General features: G+C 32.2%; 21 protein-coding genes. All 21 read left to right on the forward strand.

The window, feature by feature from the left end; genetic code table 11:
- The first annotated feature begins 5 nt into the window (after positions 1-5).
- The 21 genes from BLT94_RS14560 to BLT94_RS14660 all read left to right on the forward strand — a co-directional run bounded on the left by BLT94_RS14560 (position 6) and on the right by BLT94_RS14660 (position 20,340).
- On the forward strand, positions 6-749 hold the full coding sequence (locus BLT94_RS14560; protein ID WP_014959174.1) for a lysophospholipid acyltransferase family protein: 744 nt from the start codon (positions 6-8) through the stop codon (positions 747-749).
- Positions 746-1,813, forward strand: a complete 1,068-nt coding sequence (locus BLT94_RS14565) for a radical SAM/SPASM domain-containing protein (RefSeq protein WP_092235566.1) — start codon at positions 746-748, stop codon at positions 1,811-1,813. Before BLT94_RS14560 ends, BLT94_RS14565 begins: the two co-directional genes overlap by 4 nt.
- On the forward strand, positions 1,803-2,432 hold the full coding sequence (locus tag BLT94_RS14570) for a LolA family protein (RefSeq protein WP_014959176.1): 630 nt from the start codon (positions 1,803-1,805) through the stop codon (positions 2,430-2,432). Before BLT94_RS14565 ends, BLT94_RS14570 begins: the two co-directional genes overlap by 11 nt.
- A gap of 2 nt (positions 2,433-2,434) precedes the next feature.
- The gene (locus BLT94_RS14575) at positions 2,435-4,807 is read left to right on the forward strand and encodes an MMPL family transporter (protein WP_014959177.1); all 2,373 of its coding nucleotides are present in this window, start codon (positions 2,435-2,437) and stop codon (positions 4,805-4,807) included.
- Positions 4,804-5,493 carry a DUF3261 domain-containing protein gene (locus BLT94_RS14580; RefSeq protein WP_014959178.1) on the forward strand — a complete coding sequence of 230 codons (690 nt, stop codon included), beginning with the start codon at positions 4,804-4,806 and terminating at the stop codon, positions 5,491-5,493. The genes BLT94_RS14575 and BLT94_RS14580 overlap by 4 nt, the downstream gene beginning before the upstream one ends.
- Positions 5,494-5,599: 106 nt before the next feature.
- Positions 5,600-5,983 (forward strand): hotdog family protein, encoded by a 384-nt coding sequence (locus BLT94_RS14585; RefSeq protein ID WP_051012479.1) that lies wholly within the window; start codon positions 5,600-5,602, stop codon positions 5,981-5,983.
- 61 nt (positions 5,984-6,044) lie between these two features.
- The gene (locus BLT94_RS14590) at positions 6,045-7,415 is read left to right on the forward strand and encodes a lipid biosynthesis B12-binding/radical SAM protein (protein WP_014959180.1); all 1,371 of its coding nucleotides are present in this window, start codon (positions 6,045-6,047) and stop codon (positions 7,413-7,415) included.
- Positions 7,416-7,417: 2 nt separating this feature from the next.
- Positions 7,418-8,590, forward strand: coding sequence for a DUF2062 domain-containing protein (locus BLT94_RS14595; RefSeq protein WP_014959181.1), 1,173 nt, complete (start codon positions 7,418-7,420; stop codon positions 8,588-8,590).
- Positions 8,583-9,473 carry an LpxL/LpxP family acyltransferase gene (locus tag BLT94_RS14600; protein WP_014959182.1) on the forward strand — a complete coding sequence of 297 codons (891 nt, stop codon included), beginning with the start codon at positions 8,583-8,585 and terminating at the stop codon, positions 9,471-9,473. The genes BLT94_RS14595 and BLT94_RS14600 overlap by 8 nt, the downstream gene beginning before the upstream one ends.
- Positions 9,474-9,491: 18 nt before the next feature.
- Positions 9,492-9,764 (forward strand): acyl carrier protein, encoded by a 273-nt coding sequence (locus BLT94_RS14605; protein ID WP_014959183.1) that lies wholly within the window; start codon positions 9,492-9,494, stop codon positions 9,762-9,764.
- Positions 9,765-9,839: 75 nt separating this feature from the next.
- On the forward strand, positions 9,840-11,021 hold the full coding sequence (locus BLT94_RS14610) for a beta-ketoacyl-[acyl-carrier-protein] synthase family protein (protein WP_014959184.1): 1,182 nt from the start codon (positions 9,840-9,842) through the stop codon (positions 11,019-11,021).
- A gap of 2 nt (positions 11,022-11,023) precedes the next feature.
- A complete protein-coding gene (locus BLT94_RS14615) occupies positions 11,024-11,605 on the forward strand; it encodes a beta-ketoacyl synthase chain length factor (protein WP_014959185.1) in 582 nt (193 codons plus the stop codon).
- A gap of 5 nt (positions 11,606-11,610) precedes the next feature.
- Positions 11,611-11,868, forward strand: a complete 258-nt coding sequence (locus BLT94_RS14620; protein WP_014959186.1) for an acyl carrier protein — start codon at positions 11,611-11,613, stop codon at positions 11,866-11,868.
- A 3-nt stretch (positions 11,869-11,871) separates the two neighbouring features.
- The gene (locus tag BLT94_RS14625; RefSeq protein WP_092235569.1) at positions 11,872-13,209 is read left to right on the forward strand and encodes a hypothetical protein; all 1,338 of its coding nucleotides are present in this window, start codon (positions 11,872-11,874) and stop codon (positions 13,207-13,209) included.
- Positions 13,206-14,351: an FAD-dependent oxidoreductase gene (locus tag BLT94_RS14630; RefSeq protein ID WP_092235572.1), complete on the forward strand. Its 1,146-nt coding sequence runs from the start codon at positions 13,206-13,208 to the stop codon at positions 14,349-14,351. Before BLT94_RS14625 ends, BLT94_RS14630 begins: the two co-directional genes overlap by 4 nt.
- Positions 14,348-15,838, forward strand: coding sequence for a B12-binding domain-containing radical SAM protein (locus BLT94_RS14635; protein WP_092235575.1), 1,491 nt, complete (start codon positions 14,348-14,350; stop codon positions 15,836-15,838). Before BLT94_RS14630 ends, BLT94_RS14635 begins: the two co-directional genes overlap by 4 nt.
- Positions 15,828-17,264 carry a class I adenylate-forming enzyme family protein gene (locus BLT94_RS14640; protein WP_041279655.1) on the forward strand — a complete coding sequence of 479 codons (1,437 nt, stop codon included), beginning with the start codon at positions 15,828-15,830 and terminating at the stop codon, positions 17,262-17,264. The genes BLT94_RS14635 and BLT94_RS14640 overlap by 11 nt, the downstream gene beginning before the upstream one ends.
- A 1-nt stretch (position 17,265) precedes the next feature.
- A complete protein-coding gene (gene fabG, locus BLT94_RS14645) occupies positions 17,266-18,000 on the forward strand; it encodes a 3-oxoacyl-ACP reductase FabG (RefSeq protein ID WP_014959191.1) in 735 nt (244 codons plus the stop codon).
- Entirely contained in the window at positions 17,937-18,467 is a 531-nt protein-coding gene (locus BLT94_RS14650) for an acyl-CoA thioesterase (RefSeq protein ID WP_139169039.1), read from the forward strand. The genes fabG and BLT94_RS14650 overlap by 64 nt, the downstream gene beginning before the upstream one ends.
- Positions 18,464-19,594: a beta-ketoacyl-[acyl-carrier-protein] synthase family protein gene (locus tag BLT94_RS14655; protein ID WP_014959193.1), complete on the forward strand. Its 1,131-nt coding sequence runs from the start codon at positions 18,464-18,466 to the stop codon at positions 19,592-19,594. Before BLT94_RS14650 ends, BLT94_RS14655 begins: the two co-directional genes overlap by 4 nt.
- Complete coding sequence (locus tag BLT94_RS14660) at positions 19,594-20,340, forward strand: beta-ketoacyl synthase N-terminal-like domain-containing protein (protein WP_014959194.1); 747 nt, start codon at positions 19,594-19,596, stop codon at positions 20,338-20,340. The genes BLT94_RS14655 and BLT94_RS14660 overlap by 1 nt, the downstream gene beginning before the upstream one ends.
- Positions 20,341-20,343 lie beyond the last annotated feature (3 nt).

Below are 20,343 nucleotides of genomic sequence, written 5' to 3' on the forward strand. Positions count from 1 at the left end.
TATTTATGATCTTTTTCAAGAATCTGTTGTTTTTTATTCTTGTTAGTACTTTTACAATAATTTTTTTTCTGTTTTTTGGAATAATTTTAATATTTATTCGTGTTTTTAGCTCAAAAACAATAGCTCAAAAAACTTTAAGATTCCTGATTGTATGTTACGGAAGAATAATTATATTCGGTTTTGCAAGAATACTTGTTAAAGTTAAATTTATAGATTCATCAGAAGGCAAACAGGCTTTGGACCCTTGTGTGTATGTGGCAAACCACAGCTCAGCTTCAGATGCTTTTCTCATGGGTGTACTTCCGGGTGAATTTGTTCAAATTGTCAATTTATGGCCTTTTAAGATCCCAATTTTAGGGCTATGCGCTCGTCTTGCCGGATATTTGAGTATTCGAAGTATGTCTTTTGTTGATTTTTCAAAAGAGTGCAAACTTTTATTTTCAAATAATATTTCAATTATTGGTTTTCCCGAGGGCACTAGATCTGTCTCTTCTCAAATGGGCAAGTTCCATAGCACATTGTTCAGAATAGCAAAAGAAAATAATCTGAAAATTGTACCCTTGTGCATTTTAGGAAATAAAGACAAGCCATTACGTGGAAGTTTAAAAATAAATCCAGGAAATATTGAAATTCATAAACTCCCTGCCATTGATTATAATGAATATGAACATTTTAGTAGTTTTGAACTAAAAAATTATACTCGTGCAAAAATGCAGATATTTATTGATCAACACAAAGAGGTAATATGAACAACAATATCATAAACAATAATATAATCAATAGCATAGAAATAGATCTTGGGGGCAGTTGCAACCTTAACTGTTTTTTTTGTTATTTCACAAAGGTTAAAACTTCTGATAAATTTAACAAAAACAAACTTTTGCTTGATGAAATAATAGATTTGATAAACCAGGCAAATGAGCTTGGTGTTCAAAAAGTGATTTTATTTAACAATTCATCAAACCAACATCCTGATACTGCCGAAATTCTTAAATTAATTAATAAAAAAAACATGCAAATGGAATTTTCATTAAGAAAACCGTGTAACAACCTATCTGTTAATGAAAATGCATTGATTAAGTGCTTAAAACATAAAGATTCGTGCTTCATTAATTTATATGGTTCTGTTTATCCTTGCGCTGGAATGCGATTATCAATTGGTAATATACGCCAGAATAGATTAAAAAAAATACTTTTTGACAGTGAGGTTCTTGCAAACCTTAAAAACCATGAATTCAGTATAAAAGGCCCATGTCGAAAGTGTGATAAATTTTCCAATTGTTATGGGTGTCGTGCCAGAACATTTGCTTTGACTGGTGATTATCTGGCATCTGATCCTTTATGTCCTGAAAATCACGATAAACTTGAAAAAATCACTTATCTTCCCATGTCAGTTGAAAAATTAGTACCTCAAAAACAAGGCATGCGTGTTGTCACTAATTTATTAACTGTTAAAGAACGTTATGCAAAAGTGGAATCTATTTTTCCAGCCAACAGCCCTTTTATTAAAAAGGATGGAAGCCTGGAAGAATTTGCGTATATGGAAGTAATGGCACAATCTGCCGGTGTAATGGATGGGTTTGAAAAATTTGATACTGGTAAGCTTAGTCCCGGAGGATTTTTAATCGGAGGTCAAAAAATTAATATTTATGCTAAAACCTTTGCCGGAGATAAGCTTATTATTGATATTTATAAAACAACTAAATTTGGAAATTTTGGCATACTTACAGCAAAAATATATTGTAAAGATATTTTAATTGCAGAAGGTGAAGTAAAGATTTATCAAACTGACGGAGTAAATAATGAAATTTAACATTATAATATTACTAATAATCTTTTTAATTCCTACCAGTCAACTTTTTGCTGCAGATGCTCAGATTGATAATTTTTTATCGGAAGTAGAACAAAACATGAGCCAGGTTAATACAGTTCATGCCATGTTTGTTCAGAAAAAAGAAATGGCTATGTTTGACATACCTATTATAATCAAAGGTGAGTTCTATATTCAAAACCCTGATAAGTTTGCCTGGATTGTGACTGATCCGATTGAATACACACTGATTTTAAGCAAATACAAGGTTAAAAAATGGGACAAATCAAACGGAACACAAGAGATGTCACTAAAAGATAATCCAATGTTCAAAGCAATGATTGAACAGATTACTTTCTGGTTCTCAGGATCATATTCATCGTGTAAAAATGATTATGATATCAAAGTTATTCAAAAAAACCCAGGTATCTTAGACTTTGCGCCAAAGAAACATAATCCTGCTTCAGAAATGCTCACTAATATCACTCTTACTTTTCAAAATGATAAAAGATATATCTCAAATATCAAACTTTTGGAAAAAAATGATGATATTACCGAACTCTTTTTTAATGATGTAATCTTAAACTCAAAAATTGACAAGTCAGTTTGGGAAACAAATTAACCGTGTCTAAAAAGACTGATATAAACTTTGATAAACTCAATAAGTTTGACTTATTTTTTGATTTTATTGGAAAAAATAAAATTTATCTTCTGATTTTATTTTTCCTTCTAATCATGGTTTCTTTTGTTCGAATTGCCAAAGTAGATTTTGTTAATGATATTTCTGTTATGTTACCAGATTCCCCTGAATTAAAAAGATCTCTTGATTTTATTAATAATTCAGACATGTCTGACACTATAGCTTTTTCCATAACATGTAAAAACAATTCAAATAAAAATTTATTATCACAAACAGAGGCTTTTTCAGACAAATTAAAAAAAGTTTCTCTGATTACTGAAGTAGTAACAGGAATTGAAAATCTTGATATTTCAAAATTGAGAAGGGATATTACAAAATTATTACCGCTGTTACTTGCAAAAGAAGATTATAAATTATTTAAAGATATTGAAAAAGATGAGTATATTGCTGAAAAAGCAAGACAGTTGTTTATTATGCTTACAACACCCGGCAGTTCATTTATGCAAACATCTATGGACACAGACCCTTTTGGGTGGTCTAACCATATACTCAATAAGCTTCAGGTTTTAAGCAAATCAATGGGGTTTGATGTTGAACTTAAGAACAAGCATTTTGTTGACAAAACCCATCAATATTCACTTGCTATAGCCAAAACATCCGCTCCTTTAACAGATGCTGAAAAATCTGAAATTCTTATGTCAGCAATAAATGATATCATAAAAACGTTCCCTGATCTTAATATTGTGACAGTATGCGGGCATAAGCATACATTGAGTAACCAGAAAATTGTTAAAAAAGATATATATATTACCACTATCATTATCACTCTTAGTTTTATTGTCTTAATGCTCTTTATGTTTAAAACATTTGATGCTCTGTCAATATTTATCTTGCCGTTTTTTGCTATTGTTCTTTCTGTTTTTATCTCCAGTTTTATTCTCAATTCTTTATCCTTTTTTATGATAGGATTTGCTGCTGTGATCGCAGGAATTTCTGTTGACTATGGGATACATTTGTTCACTGCCTGGAAGACTAACGGTTATAAAGGATTAAAAAATACAATTAAACCCGTTTGGATAGCATCTTTAAGCACAATGGGTGTCTTTGTCTCTTTTTTTATTTCATCTGTTCAGGGTTATAAGGAGCTTGCTGTTTTTTCCATTATCAGCATTGTGATTTGTGTTCTTTTATCAATAATTTTTTTGCCTCATTTTTGGAAAAAGAAAAGTTTAATCCCCAACATTAATATCCCTGCTGAAGTATCAGTCAATAAAAGTAAATTTATCTTAATTTTGTGGGGTGTAATTTTCTTTTTTTCCATAATGAGTATGATAAATTCTGATTTTTTGAAAGCAACCGACATTTCAGCCTTTGATGGAAGCGAGCAAAGTGTTTTTGATTCAGAATCACAATTTTATGGTGTTTGGGGTGGAGAAAAAAAACCAGGTGTCATTGTTACAAAAGGCAAAAATATTGAAGATGCCTGGCCCGATTATGAACTAATAACAAATAAACTTAAAAATAATATTGATGGGTTTAACTCGCTTGCTGTTCTTTTGCCTTCAATAAAGCAACAACAAAAAAATTTGCAGAACTTTCAAGAATTCTGGACAAAAGATAAGATTTTTCAACTTAAAGACAAATTCTTAAAAGAAACAGAGGCTTATGGTTTTAAAAAAGATTCTTTTAACAAATTTTTCCTTTTGCTTGAATCAAAAGGCCTTTCATTTGAAAATCAAATTCCGGAAGTATTACAAATATTTGAAAAGCACTTTGTCAAAGAGATCGACTCAACTCATCTTCTCTCTTATTTTAATGACACAAAAGAAAACTTTACAAAAATAGAATCAGTTTTAACGGATTATCCAGATTCGTATATAGTTTCAAGAATAGAACTTTCTTCCCACATTGGAAAACAATTAATCCTGGACTTGAAAAAGATATCTTTTTTTGCATTTTGCTGGGTGTGTGTATTGATTATAATTTTTTTGAGAAAGCCCAAGGATATTTTTCTATCATTACTTCCTGTTGTAACCTCAATTTCGTTTGTTTTTCTTGCTTTAAACCTTCTTTCAATCGAGGTCTCTGCAATAATTCTTATAACTTTAATTATTATTTTAGGCTTAAGTCTTGATTACGGTGTTTTTATATCAAGCGCTGATTCATTAAAAAATAGAAAGTCTGTAATTATTGCTGCAACTTTCTCAATGCTGACAAGTATGATGGGAGCAGGCGCATTATTATTTGCTTCTCACCCTGTGATGTTTTCTATAGGAGTAACTTTAGTAAGTGGAATTATTGCAGCTTACTTGAGCGCAGTCTTTTGTATTCCTGCTTTTAAAAAGGTGTTAAAATGAAATTTTTCTTACTTTTCTTCTCTCTGCTATTTATAGCTGGCTGTTCAACCATAGATGTACCTGAGCATAATCTTGTCCCACTTAACCATATAGACAAAAAAACTGCCTGCAAAGAAATAGCTCAATATAATGATTCAATTACACAAAAAACAAACATGATCAACTCAACCATATTCACGTTCAAAGGTCGATCCATGACTGCTCTCGGCATTACCAAACTTGACGGAGAAAATAAAAATTTTTCTGTTGCAGGTTTTAATCCCATGGGCATAACCCTTTTTAAAATTCAAATGGAAGATGAAAAGGTAATTTCAAGTTACGTTATTCCTCAATTCGGCGCTGATAATCTTGATAAGGCGGCTTCCATGATAAGTCAAGATATAGCACATATCTATTTTAACAGAAAAATTGATTTAAAGACTGCATCTCTTGAGCTTGATAAATATAAAGTTACAATAAATACTCAAGTGGACCAAAATGATTTTGAATACATTTTTAGTGGGCAGCCTCTAAAACTGACAACAAAATCAATGTATAAAAATAACAACAAAATCTGGTCTGTTGATTATTATGATTATACAATTGTTAACGACAGGACATCTAATAGAGAAATACCGTTCAAACTTTTTTTTAAAAATTATAAATATGGCTATGTCCTTGAAATAGAGACAAAAGAAATAAAATAATCATTTGTGTATACGCATACACCCAAAATCTTTTTATTTATTTGTTTAAAAAAACTTTATATTGATATATGGTTCGAGTTTTAGCAATCAAAGATTTGACTTGAAAATGAGCTTAATAAACCAACAGATAACTGAATTAATAAAAGAAAAACTTGAATATCAAGATGATAGTTTAAATATCCAAATTAAGTTTGATAAAAACTTTATTGGTTTTAAAGGACACTTCCCTAATAATCCGGTTTTACCTGGTGTTGTGATGATTAAAACAATGACTCTAATGTATGAACTATACAAAAAAAAAGAGGTTACATTATCTCAAATAACACAGGCTAAATTTATTGAACCTGTGTTTGCTGATACTGTTACTTGTTTTATTGTCAAAGCAAATAGAGACAAATTAAACAGAGATAAACAAACAATTAAACTCCAAGGTAAAGTCCTTAAATCAGAAAAAATTATTGCGAAAATTTCACTTATTTTGCAGGAATAATAGATAAAAATTCTGAACAGCAAAAAAATACTCCAAACATATTATTTCTGGAACAATAAACATGAAATGTTTTTTAGTTGATGCAAATATAGCCACCTCGCCCTATCCAGTATATCCTCTTGGAATGAGCATGGTTGCAAATGCTCTTATTAAAGCCGGCAACAAAGTTTTTCAATTTGACTTTTTACAAAATAACTCTTCTTATGAAAAACTTTTGTTTTCCATAAAAAAAGAGGCTCCTGAAATAATTGGCATATCAATGAGAAACATTGACAATGTTAATTCCATGAATGAAAAAATATATATCGATGTTGTTAAATCAATTGTTTCTCAAATCAAATCTGTAAGCAATGCAATGATTGTTCTTGGCGGCACTGCTTTTTCAATTTTACCGGAAAAATTACTTGAGGAAATTGGAGCAGATTTTGGAATCGTTGGTGAAGGTGAAAGTTTGATGGTAGACCTCACAAGTCAAATCAAAGCCGGTAAAATACCTCCGAATAAAATCCTAAAAGCCAAATCAGACCTTAGAGGAAACCAAATACAAAAAGCATACTATGATAAGGAGATTTTAAATTATTATCTGAATAATGGTTCTATTGCCAATGTCCAGACAAAACGTGGATGTATACATAAATGTGTTTATTGTTCATATCCTTACCTTGAAGGAAATGTGTTCAGACATCGTGATATTAAAGAAACAATTGATGATATTGAATTCCTTGTAAAAGAGTGTAAGGCTAAAATGATTTTTTTTACAGATTCTGTTTTTAATGACAATCAGGGCAATTATATTGAGCTGCTTGAAGAAATGGTCAAACAAAAGGTTTCGGTTCCATGGACAGCTTATATCAAACCTGAAAAAATTTCTAAATCTGCCATTAATCTTATGATAAAAACCGGGGTTCGCGGAGTTGAAATTGGGTCTGACGGTGCTTCGGACGAAACCCTGGCAGGATTGGGTAAATCTTTCAGATTCAAAGATATTATTGAATGTAATAAAAATTTTACTGATAATAAAATTGCAACTGCAAATTTTTTTATGTTTGGATGCCCTCGTGAGACTAAAAAGACCGTTGAAAAAGGGATTAGTAATATAATAAATTTAAACAAGACTGTCTCTTTTATATTTCTGGGGATTAGAATCCTTCCTAACACAAAATTACATGACATTGCTATTAAACAAGAAATTATCAAAAAAGATAATGATTTGCTGGAACCTGTTTATTATATTGCACCTGGTCTTGATAAAGACTGGATGCAAACAACTTTAGATGAAAATTTTAAACCATACCGGCACTGCGTGTTCCCACCTGATGCTCTTGAAAATAGTGTGAAATTTTTACACAAATTAGGTCATACAGGGCTTATGTGGGATCTTCTTATACCTGGCAAAGATCGACTAAGGCCAAAAAGACGAAAAAAATCATAAAAATGGATAATAATTCTGTCTGGTGTGTCATACCAGTATATAATAATGCAACTACTGTTAAAAATATAGTTGAGCAAAGTTTTAAATATATTAAAAATATTCTTGTTGTAGATGACGGTAGCACTGATGCTAACCTTACTGAACTTCTTGATGACACTGAAGCAATAGTTATTCGCCATGATAAAAACAAAGGTAAAGGAGCAGCCTTATTAACAGCCATAAACTATCTTAAAGAAAAAAATGTCCTTTCAATGATAACAATTGATGGGGATGGACAGCATCGTCCTGAAGATTTGCCCAATTTTCTTGATGCAATTGAGAATAATCCAAATTCATTGTATGTGGGTGTCCGTGATTTAAACCAATCTTCTGTTCCAGGCTCCAGTCGTTTTGGTCGCAAATTTTCCAATATGTGGTTTAAAATTGAAACTGGTAAAGATTGTAAAGACACTCAAAGTGGTTTCAGGGCATATCCAATTAAACTGATTTCAAAGTTAAAACTTTATGGTTCATTCTATGATTTTGAAATAGAGGTAATAGCAAGGGCAGCATGGGCACAAATACCCATTAATGAGATCTCAATCAATGTTGTTTATGATCCACCTGAAACTCGTATTTCCCATTTTAATAAATTTAAAGATAATTTTCTTATTTCTCTAATGCATACGCGTCTTATTGGCCGCTGCCTTGTACCATTACCCCATAAAAAATTAGTGGCTAATAATAAAAGCCATGGATACTCTCTTGTTTTAAATCCGATCGGTTTTTTTAAAATGCTGCTCAATGAAAACACAACCCCCATGGCATTGGCTTTCTCAGCTGCAATGGGTACTATCATAGCAGTTCTTCCTATTTTGGGTTTTCATATGATTGCAATCATATATGTAACGGCACGATTACACTTGAATAAAATTATGGCTTTAGGCATTCAAATTCTTTATTCACCTCCTTTTGTTCCATTTGTATGTATTGAGGTAGGACACTATTTTCGTAACGGCAACTGGCTTAGCGAATTTACTTTAGCTGCATTTAAAACAAATTGGCAGGAATATATTTTTGACTGGTTTATAGGGTCGTTGGTAATGGCACCAATCTATGCAATAATTGCATTTGTTGCTGTCTATTTTATAGCACTTAAAATTCAAAAAAAAATATCAAAACATGACTATGCCTGAAACAATTGAACAATCCCACAGAGGAAATAGAATCGGCTTCTGGTTTTTTGGAATATTTCTGCGTTTTGGCGGGCTTTATGCCGCATATACACTTTTATATGGTGTCACCCTTCATTATTGGCTTTTTGATAAAATAGCAGTCAAAACCTCATCAGCTTATTTGAAAAAACGATTTCCTTCAGATTCTAAAATCAAAATACGCTTCAAAGTCTACAAATTGCTCTACAGTCAAGGCAAACAATTGATCGACCGGGTTGCACAAATATCCGGGTCAGTTAATTTTAATTTTGATTTTGTTGACAAAGATAAGCTTAATCAGCTTTCTGCATCAGATAAAGGTTATATCATCTTGACTGCCCATGCAGGAAACTGGCAACTTGCAATGACAGAGCTTGGCCAATTAAATAAAAAAATTTCACTTGTTATTCGACCAGAAAATAATAAAGCTGTTAAAAAAGCGCTTAATATTAACGATAATAATAAATTTGGTATAATTTCTCCTGAGGAACACTTGGGAGGAATAATCCCTGTAGTAAAAGAGCTTAATGATGGCAATATTGTTTCATATATGGGAGACAGATCCTACAGGTTTGAATCTGTAAAAATAAATTTTATGGGTGCTAAGGCAAATTTTCCATATGGTGCTTTTGCAATTGCTGCTGCAACTAAAGTTCCTGTTGTAATAGCTTTAGCTTCAAAAACCGGTTTAAAAACTTATAAGGTAGACTTTACAAATATTATGAAACCTGAGTATAAGAGTCGTAAAAATAAAAAGAACCAACTATCTGAATGGGTACAGGAATATGCTGATATACTTAATGATTTTTTTGAAGAATATCCATACCAGTGCTTTCTTTTTCATGATGTATGGGAAGAAGATTAATACTCAAAAGGAGAATATATGTCCCAAAAGCAGAGCCTTGAAGAAATCAAAGCACAACTAAAAGAAGAATTAATTGAAAATCTTTCTTTGGAAGATATAGGGCCGGAAGATATTACAAATGATGAAGTATTATTTGGTGACGAAGGAATAGGCCTTGATTCTCTTGATGCTGTCGAAATTGTTGTGTTTTTACAACGTATTTGGGGAATAGAAATTCAAGATATGGAAGAAGGCAGGGAAATCCTTGTATCAATTGACACAATTGCTAATCATATTTATTCAAACCTATGAATGCTCCCCTCCTGAATTAAAGACTCATAAGGTGTTTCTATCAGGTCAAAGCTTAAAATTTTATAATGAGATATTATGAATAATGAAAAAATTTTCATAACAGGCATGGGTATCATTTCTGCATTAGGTAATTCAATAGATGAAACTTTTCAGGCATTATCAAAAAATAAGATTAATACTTCGAACATTGATTTTTTTGAATGCGATATAAACAAACCTGTTTTTAAAGCAAGTTTTCTGAACAAAGCATCAGATTCGAGAATGCGTACAAAAAAGCTTGCTGATATCGCTTTTAAGCAAGCTATTGTTCAGGCTAACATAGTTCCGGCTAAAATCAACAATTCAGACAAGTTAAAAATTGGAATTTGCTGCGGGACAACTGTTGCAAGCCAACTCAATGATATTGAATTCTACAGACAGTTTCGCTCCGGCACGGTAGAGTCTTATGATCCTGTAAAGCATTATCTTGAAGGAAATATATCAGAAGCACTCCTTTTAGAACATAATTTTTCAGGTCCTGGTTTAAATGTTGTGAATGCATGTTCTTCTGGCACTGATGCAATTGGAGTTGCTATGTCATGGATTAAAACAGGGATTTGTGACATTGTAATTGCCGGAGGTGCAGATGAATTAAACCGTATTCCTGTTGCCGGATTTAATTCTTTAGGGATACTCAGTGACTCAATTTGCAAACCTTTTGATAAAAACAGAGATGGATTAAATCTTGGAGAAGGAGCAGCCTTTATAGTGCTTGAAAAAGATTCTACTGCAAGGGCACGTAAAGCTTCAATATTAGCAGAATGCTGCTCATATGCAACAGCTGCTGATGGTTATCATTTAACCGCACCTCATTACAAGGGCAAAGGTTTAAAAATTGCGATTGAAAAAGCCTTGTTAAATGCAAATTTAACTCAAAATGATATCAATTTTATAAATGCCCATGGCACTGCAACTAAAAACAATGACTTTGTTGAAGGCTATGTTTTTAAAGATCTGTTTAAAGACAAAACAAAAATTCTTTCCACAAAAGGATATACCGGACATACACTTGGTGCTGCTGGTGCAATTGATGCAATATTGACTGTATTATCACTTGAAAAACAATGGCTCCCAATAAATGCAGGCTTTTGCGATCAAGATCCTGACATTGGTTTCAGCCCTGTGACAGAAGCCACAAGTTTTAAGGCTGAATATGCTTTATCAACATCACTTGCTTTTGGTGGTAACAATTCAGCAGTTATTTTCAGGAGAGTATAAAAGTGAACTTGCTTGGTAAAGGGTTTGCAGATAAAAACACAAAAATAAAAGGTATAAGAAGAGCGGATATTTTTGCAAAAATGGCTGTATCTGCTTCAAAAAAGGCATGTGCAGGTTTTGACTTTGAAAATGAAAATACTGAAATTTCAATTATTGTAGCGACCTTGTTTGGACCTCATGTAACAACCTTTAATTTTTTAGACAATCTTTTAGATTATTCTGATTCAGGTGTGTCACCAACAACATTTTCCCATTCAGTTCATAATGCCGCAGCTTCTTATATCGCAACTTCTCTTAAAATCAACGGACAATCGCTTACAATCACCTCTTTTAATGATCCTTTTAAACAGGCATTGATTTTGGCTGATGCTTGGTTTGAATTTAATCAAGCAAAAAAGATCCTTGTCTGTTATGTAGAAGAAGAATCAGACCCTCTTATTGCTGCTCATAAGCATTGTACATTTTTATCTTATTCAAAAGATAAAATTTCTACCGGTGCTGCATCAATTCTTTTGGAAAAGGGAAACAATATGAAAATACCTGAAAAAATTCTCCATCCTTTTACTTATATTGAGGGGTTATAAACGAATTGGAAAACATTACTATCAAACATATTAAAGAAAAACTTACTGAACAGATAGCTTTGTCCATAGGTGAAGAACCGTCAAATATAAAATCAGACATGCTAATGCATGAGCTTGGTCTTGATTCACTCGGGCTTGTAGAATTGTTTGTGTTTATTGAAAAAGAATTTAAAATTCAACTTATGGAATCAGGTATTTCGCAAGAAGACATACAAAAAATTGATTCTTTATCTGAAAGTATCAGTAAGGCTATAAACAACTAATTAATGATTTTTTTTAACACATCCCGGCGTTATTACTTAAATGGCATTGACTGGGTCATGGCAGCCCTGGATAGAATTAATATAAAGCATACAGGGCTTGGCAATCACTCCCAACTTGTGCTTGTATTGAAAGGATATCTTGATAAAAAGAACCTAACAAATAAACTTTCTAAAACCCTGTCTAATAGTGCTTTTTTACGGGGTAAAACTAAACGTGCTTGGCATCTTGCACCTTATTGGGTTTCAGAACAACAAAATTTTGATCCTGAGGATATTCGATTTTTTAAATTAGAATCAAATAACCAAACAATTGAAAATAATCTTAATAAAATTATTCAAGATTGTGCAAGAACTCCTTTTAAAGATGACAAAACCCTTCTTGGTTTTGATCTTATTCATTCTAATAATAGCACCTATTTGATTATGAGATTTAATCATAGAATGTTTGATGCAAGGGGAGCAGAAGCTTTACTTGGATATCTTTTGGATGAACAAAAATCTGACGAAAAATATACCTTGCCATCACAAGGCGCTCAACTGAATTTATGGAAAAGTCGTTTTTTATCAGGTCAACGTATTAATCGTTTTTTAAGATCAATATATTCAAAAGAAATTCAAGTCGTTCAAATTAATGATCAGTCTGATGCATCTAAATCAGAATCGAATAATTCACATTGTTTTCATTGCTTTACCTTTTCTGAGAAACAGACCAGTACAATAGATGAAAATGCCATAAAAAAAGCAGGCTATCTCATGAATGGCATTTATATCTTAAGCTGTGTTACAAAGAGTTTTGATTCTCTATTCAAAAAGCGCAACAGTCAGGGTAACATGCTTGTTCCAATCAATGTGGATGTTCGTGAAACCAAATTCAGTACCGCAAAAATATTTTTTAACAATGTCTCTTTTATGCTCTTTAATGTCAAACAAGGTCTATCTATAACTGATTATATAATAAGTTTTAAAACCCAGTTTATTGATCAGGTTAAGAACAAAATACCATATCATTTTATTAATGCATCTTTACTGATGCGCATCATGCCGCTTAAAATCCTTTCATTTTTTATGAATTTTAGAATGAGAAAAAAACCTTGTTCTTTCTCATTTTCTTATATTTCAGAACAGGCATTCAATTTAAAATCTGTACAAAACTTTGAAGTTTTAAATCTTTTTCATATGCCTTTAGTCCCTATAAATCCAGGCATTGGAGTGTTTTTTACACGATTTAATAAAAAAATAAATATGGTTATATCAAGTTTTGACAATAATCTTAGTAAGCAAGATGGCAAATACTTACAAGAAGAAATAATTTCAAGGATAACTTTTCGGCCCAACCAATGAAAAAATTTGATGCCATAATTGTTGGAGCAGGAATAGCAGGTCTTTCTTCTGCACTGACTGCTGTTAATTCTGGAATGAGGACAGCACTTGTAGAAAAAAATCATTACTTAGGAGGTATTGCACAAGATTGCTTTCACACATATATTTGCGGTCTTTTTCAAAATGACAGGTCAAAACCTTTTCAAATTGCTAATCCTGGAATTTGTTCTGATATTTTTAAATTTTTGCGTGAATGCTATGGTGACAAGTCTCTTGTTAAAATTGGAAAAGTTGAAACTCTTGCATTTATTCAAAAAGATTTATGGGGCTATTTTTCTAAACATTTAAAGAAAAATAATTTTACTTTTTTTAAAAAAAGCAAGTGTATAAAAGTGATGTCTGAAAATAAAAAAATTCAAAGCATAACAATTGCAATTGAGCATGGCACTCAAAAAAAAAATATTAATCTCTATGCTGATATTTTTATTGATGCAACAGGAAACGGGTATTTTTCAGACAAAACCCTTGAAAACAACTCCCAGCTTGGAGGATATTGTATTCTGTTAGACGGTTGTTTAAACAAAGATTTGTCTTTGATAATCCCTTATACTGCTCGAAAAATTATCAAAGAGTACGAGCTTAATGAATATCTTAAATTCATAACCATAACTTACAATTTTCTGACAAAAAAATATATTTTGAAATTTTCCGTAAAAAACCATGAAGATGTGGAGACATGCCAGTTTATTTATGAAAAATTAAACAAAAACATTAAAGAGTTATCCCAGTTAAAATTCATCAAAGCCTCTGAAAATATTCATTTAAGAAGTTACAGTAATATCCAGGCTAATACGTTAATTAATCACAAAACTCATGATAGAGACATAGCTGTTAAAAGTTACTGGCCAACAGAGAAATGGGATATAAACAAAGGCACTCAATATCAATATTGTAAAAAGGACAAGCCTTTTTGTATTCCAGTGTCTGCTTTAAAAGATGATAAGATTCACAATCTTTTTCTTGCCGGAAAAAATATCAGGGTATCAGAACAGATACATGCATCAGCCAGAGTTATGGGAGTATGTATGGCAACAGGCGAGCAAGCAGTTATTAATGCGTTAAAATATTTAAAAACAAATAATATGAAAGCATTACGACTATGAAAGTACTATTAGTCAAACCATATACTGAACTAAAAGTTGCAAAAAGACTTCAGGAAGGATTTTTACATTTAGAGCCACTTGAACTTGAGATAACTGCTGGTGGTATTAATAAAAAACATGATGCCCGCATTCTTGATCTTAGTGTAGAAAAAAAGCCACAAAAAATATTTTTTCAAACACTTAAAGACTTTAAACCGGATTTAATAGGTTTTGGTGCTTACAGTACGGCTCTTTATATTGTAAAAGACCTTGCCGGAAAAACTAAAGAGATACTCCCCCGATCTCATATTATTGTTGGTGGAGTGCATGCAACTTTGCGCCCTTATGATTTTAATGATAATTGCATTTCAGCTGTTGTTCGGGGAGAAGGTGCAAATGCAATATCTGAAATTATTGCAAATCTTGAAGCAAATGCTAAACTCCACAATGGTTCAAATATTCTTGATCCAACTGACCCTGATTTTGAAAAAGATGCCGGAAAAAACCCACCGACCTATGTTGATGTTACCTCCATTCCCTTACCCCGACGTGATTTAGTAGACAGAGCTAAATATTTTTGTATCTGGACCCATAGCGACTCAGGAAAAGCAGATAAATTATTCCCACGGGTTGCAAGCCTCAGGACGTCACTGGGATGCCCTTTTTCATGCTCTTTTTGTGTGATTCATCATGTTATGAACAAAGCATATTTACAACGCAGCCCCGAGGATGTGGTTGATGAAATTAAAAATTTAAAAGAAGACTATATCTATTTTGTTGATGATGAGATGTTTATTAATATAAAACGTGTTACTAAAATAGCTGAACTTTTAAAAGAACATAAAATAAATAAAAAATATATCAGCTGGGCAAGAAGCGATACCATCTCAAAGCACCCGGAAGTATTTAAGCTCTGGAAAGAAGTTGGGCTTGATGTAGTATATGTTGGGCTCGAATCAATGGATGAGAAACGACTTGAGGATTATAATAAAAAAACAGGATATGAAACAAATAAAAAGGCTATAAAAATAATAAAAGATTGTGGAATTATGCTTCATGCCGCTTTTATTGTTCATCCGGATTTTGACAAAAATGATTTCAAACGTCTTGAAAAAGATGTAATTGATTTATGCCCTTCAGAAGTAACTTTTACAGTTTTATCACCATCACCCGGCACACCACTTTTTGTACATCATAAGGAAGAATTTATTTGCGATCCTTTTAAATACTATGATTGCATGCATACTGTCATTCCCACTAACATGACTGTCAAACGATTTTACCAGCATTTTGGTCGCTTATATGCAATTGCGCTGCGTTCAAATCCTTTGCGGGTCAATAAAATCAAGGTGCCGCTCAAAGATTTTTTTCGGGCACTGCATTATGGCATAAAATATGTTTTTTCTCTTTATAGTATTTACAAAGACTACCCTGAAAGCTTGCATCATCTAAAAAAAGATGAACTTCTTGAAAAGGCAAAAAAAGAAGGATTTTCCTATGATGATTAATAAGCAACAACGAACTAATATTGTTGATATTATAAGAAAAGAAAATTTTGAACAAAACAGTAATCTTGCTGTAACCAGATCGGTAAAAGATGGATTGAAAAATTCAATCACATATTCAGAACTGTTTAAAGAGGTTGAAAAATATAGCAAAAAGCTCTCTATAATCGGTTTTACAAGTCACGACCGTATCGCTCTTTTTTGTGAAGATTCAATAGAATATGTTATTATGGCACTTGCAATTTTAGATACTGATGCTGTTATTGTTCCCATATCTCCTTCTCTTTCCTCTAATGAGTTAGAAATTTTATGCAATCGGATTAAAGTTAAATATATTGTATCTGAAAAAAAAATTACAACATATTCTATTGTTTCAGAAAAATACCTTGATAAACTTTATCTTTATGAAATTGATAAAAATATCAAATATTCAAAATATTATATGGAAGTTAATAGTCCTGCCTTTATTCGTTTTTCATCAGGCACAACCGGAGAAAGCAAAGGAGTGTTATTAACTCATCAGGCAATTATCGACAGAACCTCTGCTGCTGATGAAAGGCTTAATATAGCTTCAAATGATATTATTGGCTGGTTTTTATCCATGAGCTTCCATTTTGTAGTCAGCATTCTTCTTTTTTTGCGTAAACGTGCCCATATTGTTTTATCCCAGAATAACTTCCCTACAGGTTTTATTGACTCGTTTGAGACAATTAAACCTACATTTTTATATGCTTCACCTTTTTATTATAATTTGCTTGCAACTCATAAAAATATTTCAAGCACATTGTTGTCGGATGTTCGTATGGCTGTGGTAACAGCTGTATCCCTCAATAAGAAAACAGAACGAAAATTTTATGATAAATTCAATATTCATCTTAGCCAGGCCTATGGTATTATCGAAGTTGGCCTGCCGTTTATTAATGACAGATTTGATGATGAATATATTTGTTCTGTGGGAAAACTTTTACCATCCTATGATCTAAAGATTAAAGATCCTGATGATAAAGGTCAGGGTAGAATTTATCTTAAAGGAAAAGGAATGTATTCTGCATACATTTCCCCCTGGAAAAAGCAAACTCAATGGTTTGATACAGGTGATATCGGATATTTAAAAAATTCTTATCTTTTTATTTCAGGCAGATCTAAAAACATTATAAATTTTGCAGGCATGAAAATATTTCCTGAAGAAGTAGAAAAAATTATTTTAAGTTATGACAACATTAAAGAAGTAAGGGTCTTTGCTGAAAGACATGATGTTTACGGACAACTACCCATAGCTGAGTTTGTATTGGCATCCAAAGAAGAGCTTAATGTTTTTAAACTAAAAAAGTATTGTTTACAGCACCTTGATTCATACAAAATACCCAAGGAATTTATTGAAGTTGAATCTATAGAAAAAACATTGAGTCAAAAAATTAAAAGGACATAGTATGAATGAAAATTCTGAACAGATAGTATTGGTAACAGGTGCCAGTAAAGGTATTGGACAGGCTATTGCTGTGGAACTAGGACAAAAAGGAAGAGTTGTCTATGTAAACTTTCAAACAGATAAAAAAGGAGCCCTTGAAACCTGCAAATTAATTGAAAAAAATGGTGGTATAGCCAAAGCCCTGCAATTTGATGTGAGTAATGCAAAAGAATCTGAACAAGCTGTAAACTCAATACTCAAGACCCATGAAAAAGTCGATATCCTTGTTAATAATGCCGGGATCAGAAACGATAAACTCATGGCATTCATGCAGGAGTCTGACTGGAAAAATGTTTTAGATACCAATCTTGCATCTTTTTTTAATGTATCAAAATTAATTGTTAAAAATATGATTACCAAACGTTTTGGAAGGATAGTCAATATTTCATCCACAGCTGGACAAGTTGGTAATGCAGGCCAGGTTAATTATTCTGCTGCCAAAGCCGGTATAATTGGAGCAACAAAAGCTTTGGCAAAAGAAATAGCCAAAAGAAATATTACTGTTAATGCTGTGTCTCCAGGATTTATTGATACTGGAATGCTTGATGGAATGCCCCTTGATGAAATCACAAAAATGATACCGTGTGCAAGACTTGGAACAGTTGAAGAAGTAAGCGCGCTTGTTGGCTTTTTATGTTCAAATCAAGCCTCCTATATAACAGGACAGGTAATTGGAGTAAATGGTGGAGTAGCCTGAATCTTATGAATAAACCATATTTTAAAACAGCAAAAGATGCACCTGAACCTTTAAGAGCCATTGTAAAAACCATTACAAGATTTGAAGAAATCGATTCTATGGGTATTGCCTGGCATGGAAGGTTTGCAAGCTATTTTGAGGATGCCAGGGTATCTTTGGGTGAAAAATATAAAATCAGTTATTTTGATCTTTTTAACAATGGAATTTTAGCTCCATTAAAAAAAATTCATATTGACTTTAAAAAACCTGTTTTCTTTAGAGAAGAGATATCAATCGAATGTATTTTGCATTATACCGAGGCTTCAAAAATTTCAACTGAGTATATAATCAAAAAACAAGATAATACAATAGCTGCAACAGGATATGTTATTCAAATGCTGCTTAACCTAAAATATGAACTCTTTTTAACCCAGCCTGAATATTATAAAAATTTTTGTAAGATGTGGGAAAAAGGGAAAATTAAATGAGAAATGTTGTTATTGCTCAAACCTCTGTTGTTACATCTGTCGGCTCAGATTTGACCTCTACTTTTCAATCTTTTTTAAATAAAAAATCAGGCATTAAGAAAATTGATCGATTTGAAACTAAAAACTATAGAAGTAAATATGCAGCACTCATTAAAGATATAGAGACACCTGAAAATAGAAGCAGTTTCTTAAATCTTACTGATTTGATCATTGACCAACTGAATGACATACCCAAAAATTGCCGTTTGTTAACAGCTACGACACAAGCATGTGTTGATCTGTTTGAAAAAAACGAAAAAAAAAAATGCTCTATAAACAAATACCTGATCCCTTCCAATATCCCTAAATACATAGCTCGAAAATTAAACCTGAAAGACAGCGGAATAAATATAAATTCTGCCTGCGCTTCCCCAACAATTGCTATTATTAAAGGCACGCAAATGATTAAAAACAAAAGAGCAGACTCTGTTCTTATATTTTGTGCTGATATTGTAAGTGAATTTGTTTTTTCAGGTTTTTCCGCGTTAAACGCACTCTCTGCATGCCCTACACAACCTTTTGATATTAACAGAAAAGGGTTGAATCTTGGTGATGGAGGGGCGGCAATCCTTCTTATGAATGAAGAACTTGCAAAAAAAAATCATATTGAGTTTAACACATCCATTGCAGGATATGGCATTGCATCCGACGCCACTCATATTACCGCACCGGCAAAGGACGGACGTGGATTAATCATGGCTGTCAAAAATGCTCTTAAAACGGCTAAAATAAATGCTGATCAAATTGGTGCAGTCAATACTCATGGCACAGGAACTATATATAATGATTCCATGGAAATTAATGCATTAAAAAATATTTTTAAAGACATAAAGATACCGGCAAATTCATTTAAAGGTTCAATTGGACACACTTTGGGTGGTGCAGGCGGAATTGAAGCAGCCGTTGGGACATTAATGCTTAAAGAACATATACTTCCTGGAACCTGTGGTTTTTCAAACCCTGAAAAAGATGCTGAAAATTTAATAAGTTCTGACAATGTATCGTTTTTTAAAAATTATCTTTTAAGTACAAATTCCGGTTTTGCCGGAACAAATGCTGCTTTAGTTTTAAAAAGGATAAATTGTTAATGGATTATTATATATGCGGCATAGGTTTTGTGACTCCTGAATCATTTGGATGTGGCAGGGATTTTAAAACCTTTAATCCAAAACCTGGAAAACTTTCCCCCATAACAAGAAAAGATGTTTTAGAAAAACCTTATAAACCTTTTGGCAGGATGGACTTTTTTTCAAAAATTGGTTTTACAGGTGCATATTTTGCCTATAAAGATGCTCAATTAATTACTGCTGAACCAGTTGAAAACAATAAAACATCCAATACTGCTATAGTTGTATCAACACATTTTAGATGTCTTGATACTGATAATAATTATTTTCAAACAATCAAATCTGAAAATGGCAAGAATGCCAGCCCAGCCCTGTTTGCATATGCACTTCCAAATGCATTTTTAGGCGAAACTTCAATTTATTTAAAAACAACCGGTCAATGTTTTGCTATTAATGAAGACAGTACAAATGGAATTACCGCACTTAAAATGACATTTGACATATTAAATTCCGAGGAATCTGAAATTGTAATATGCGGCGTCTGCGATGTAAACATTCCAAAAATTTTAGAGAAACAGTTAAACAACAGAGATGATTGTTTTGCAGGAAGTCTTTTTTTTACAATCAGCAAAAAAGAACAAAAACATAATTATGGCAAAATAAAAGAAGATGAAAACGGTAATTTTTTTTTTAATGAAAAGAATATAGAAAGTCTCCTTGATCTTGCTCAAGTTTGTATAGAAAACAATAAATTAAGGACAATTTAATAT

Origin of the sequence: Desulfobacula phenolica (genome assembly GCF_900105645.1) — a bacterium.
Lineage (GTDB): Bacteria > Desulfobacterota > Desulfobacteria > Desulfobacterales > Desulfobacteraceae > Desulfobacula > Desulfobacula toluolica.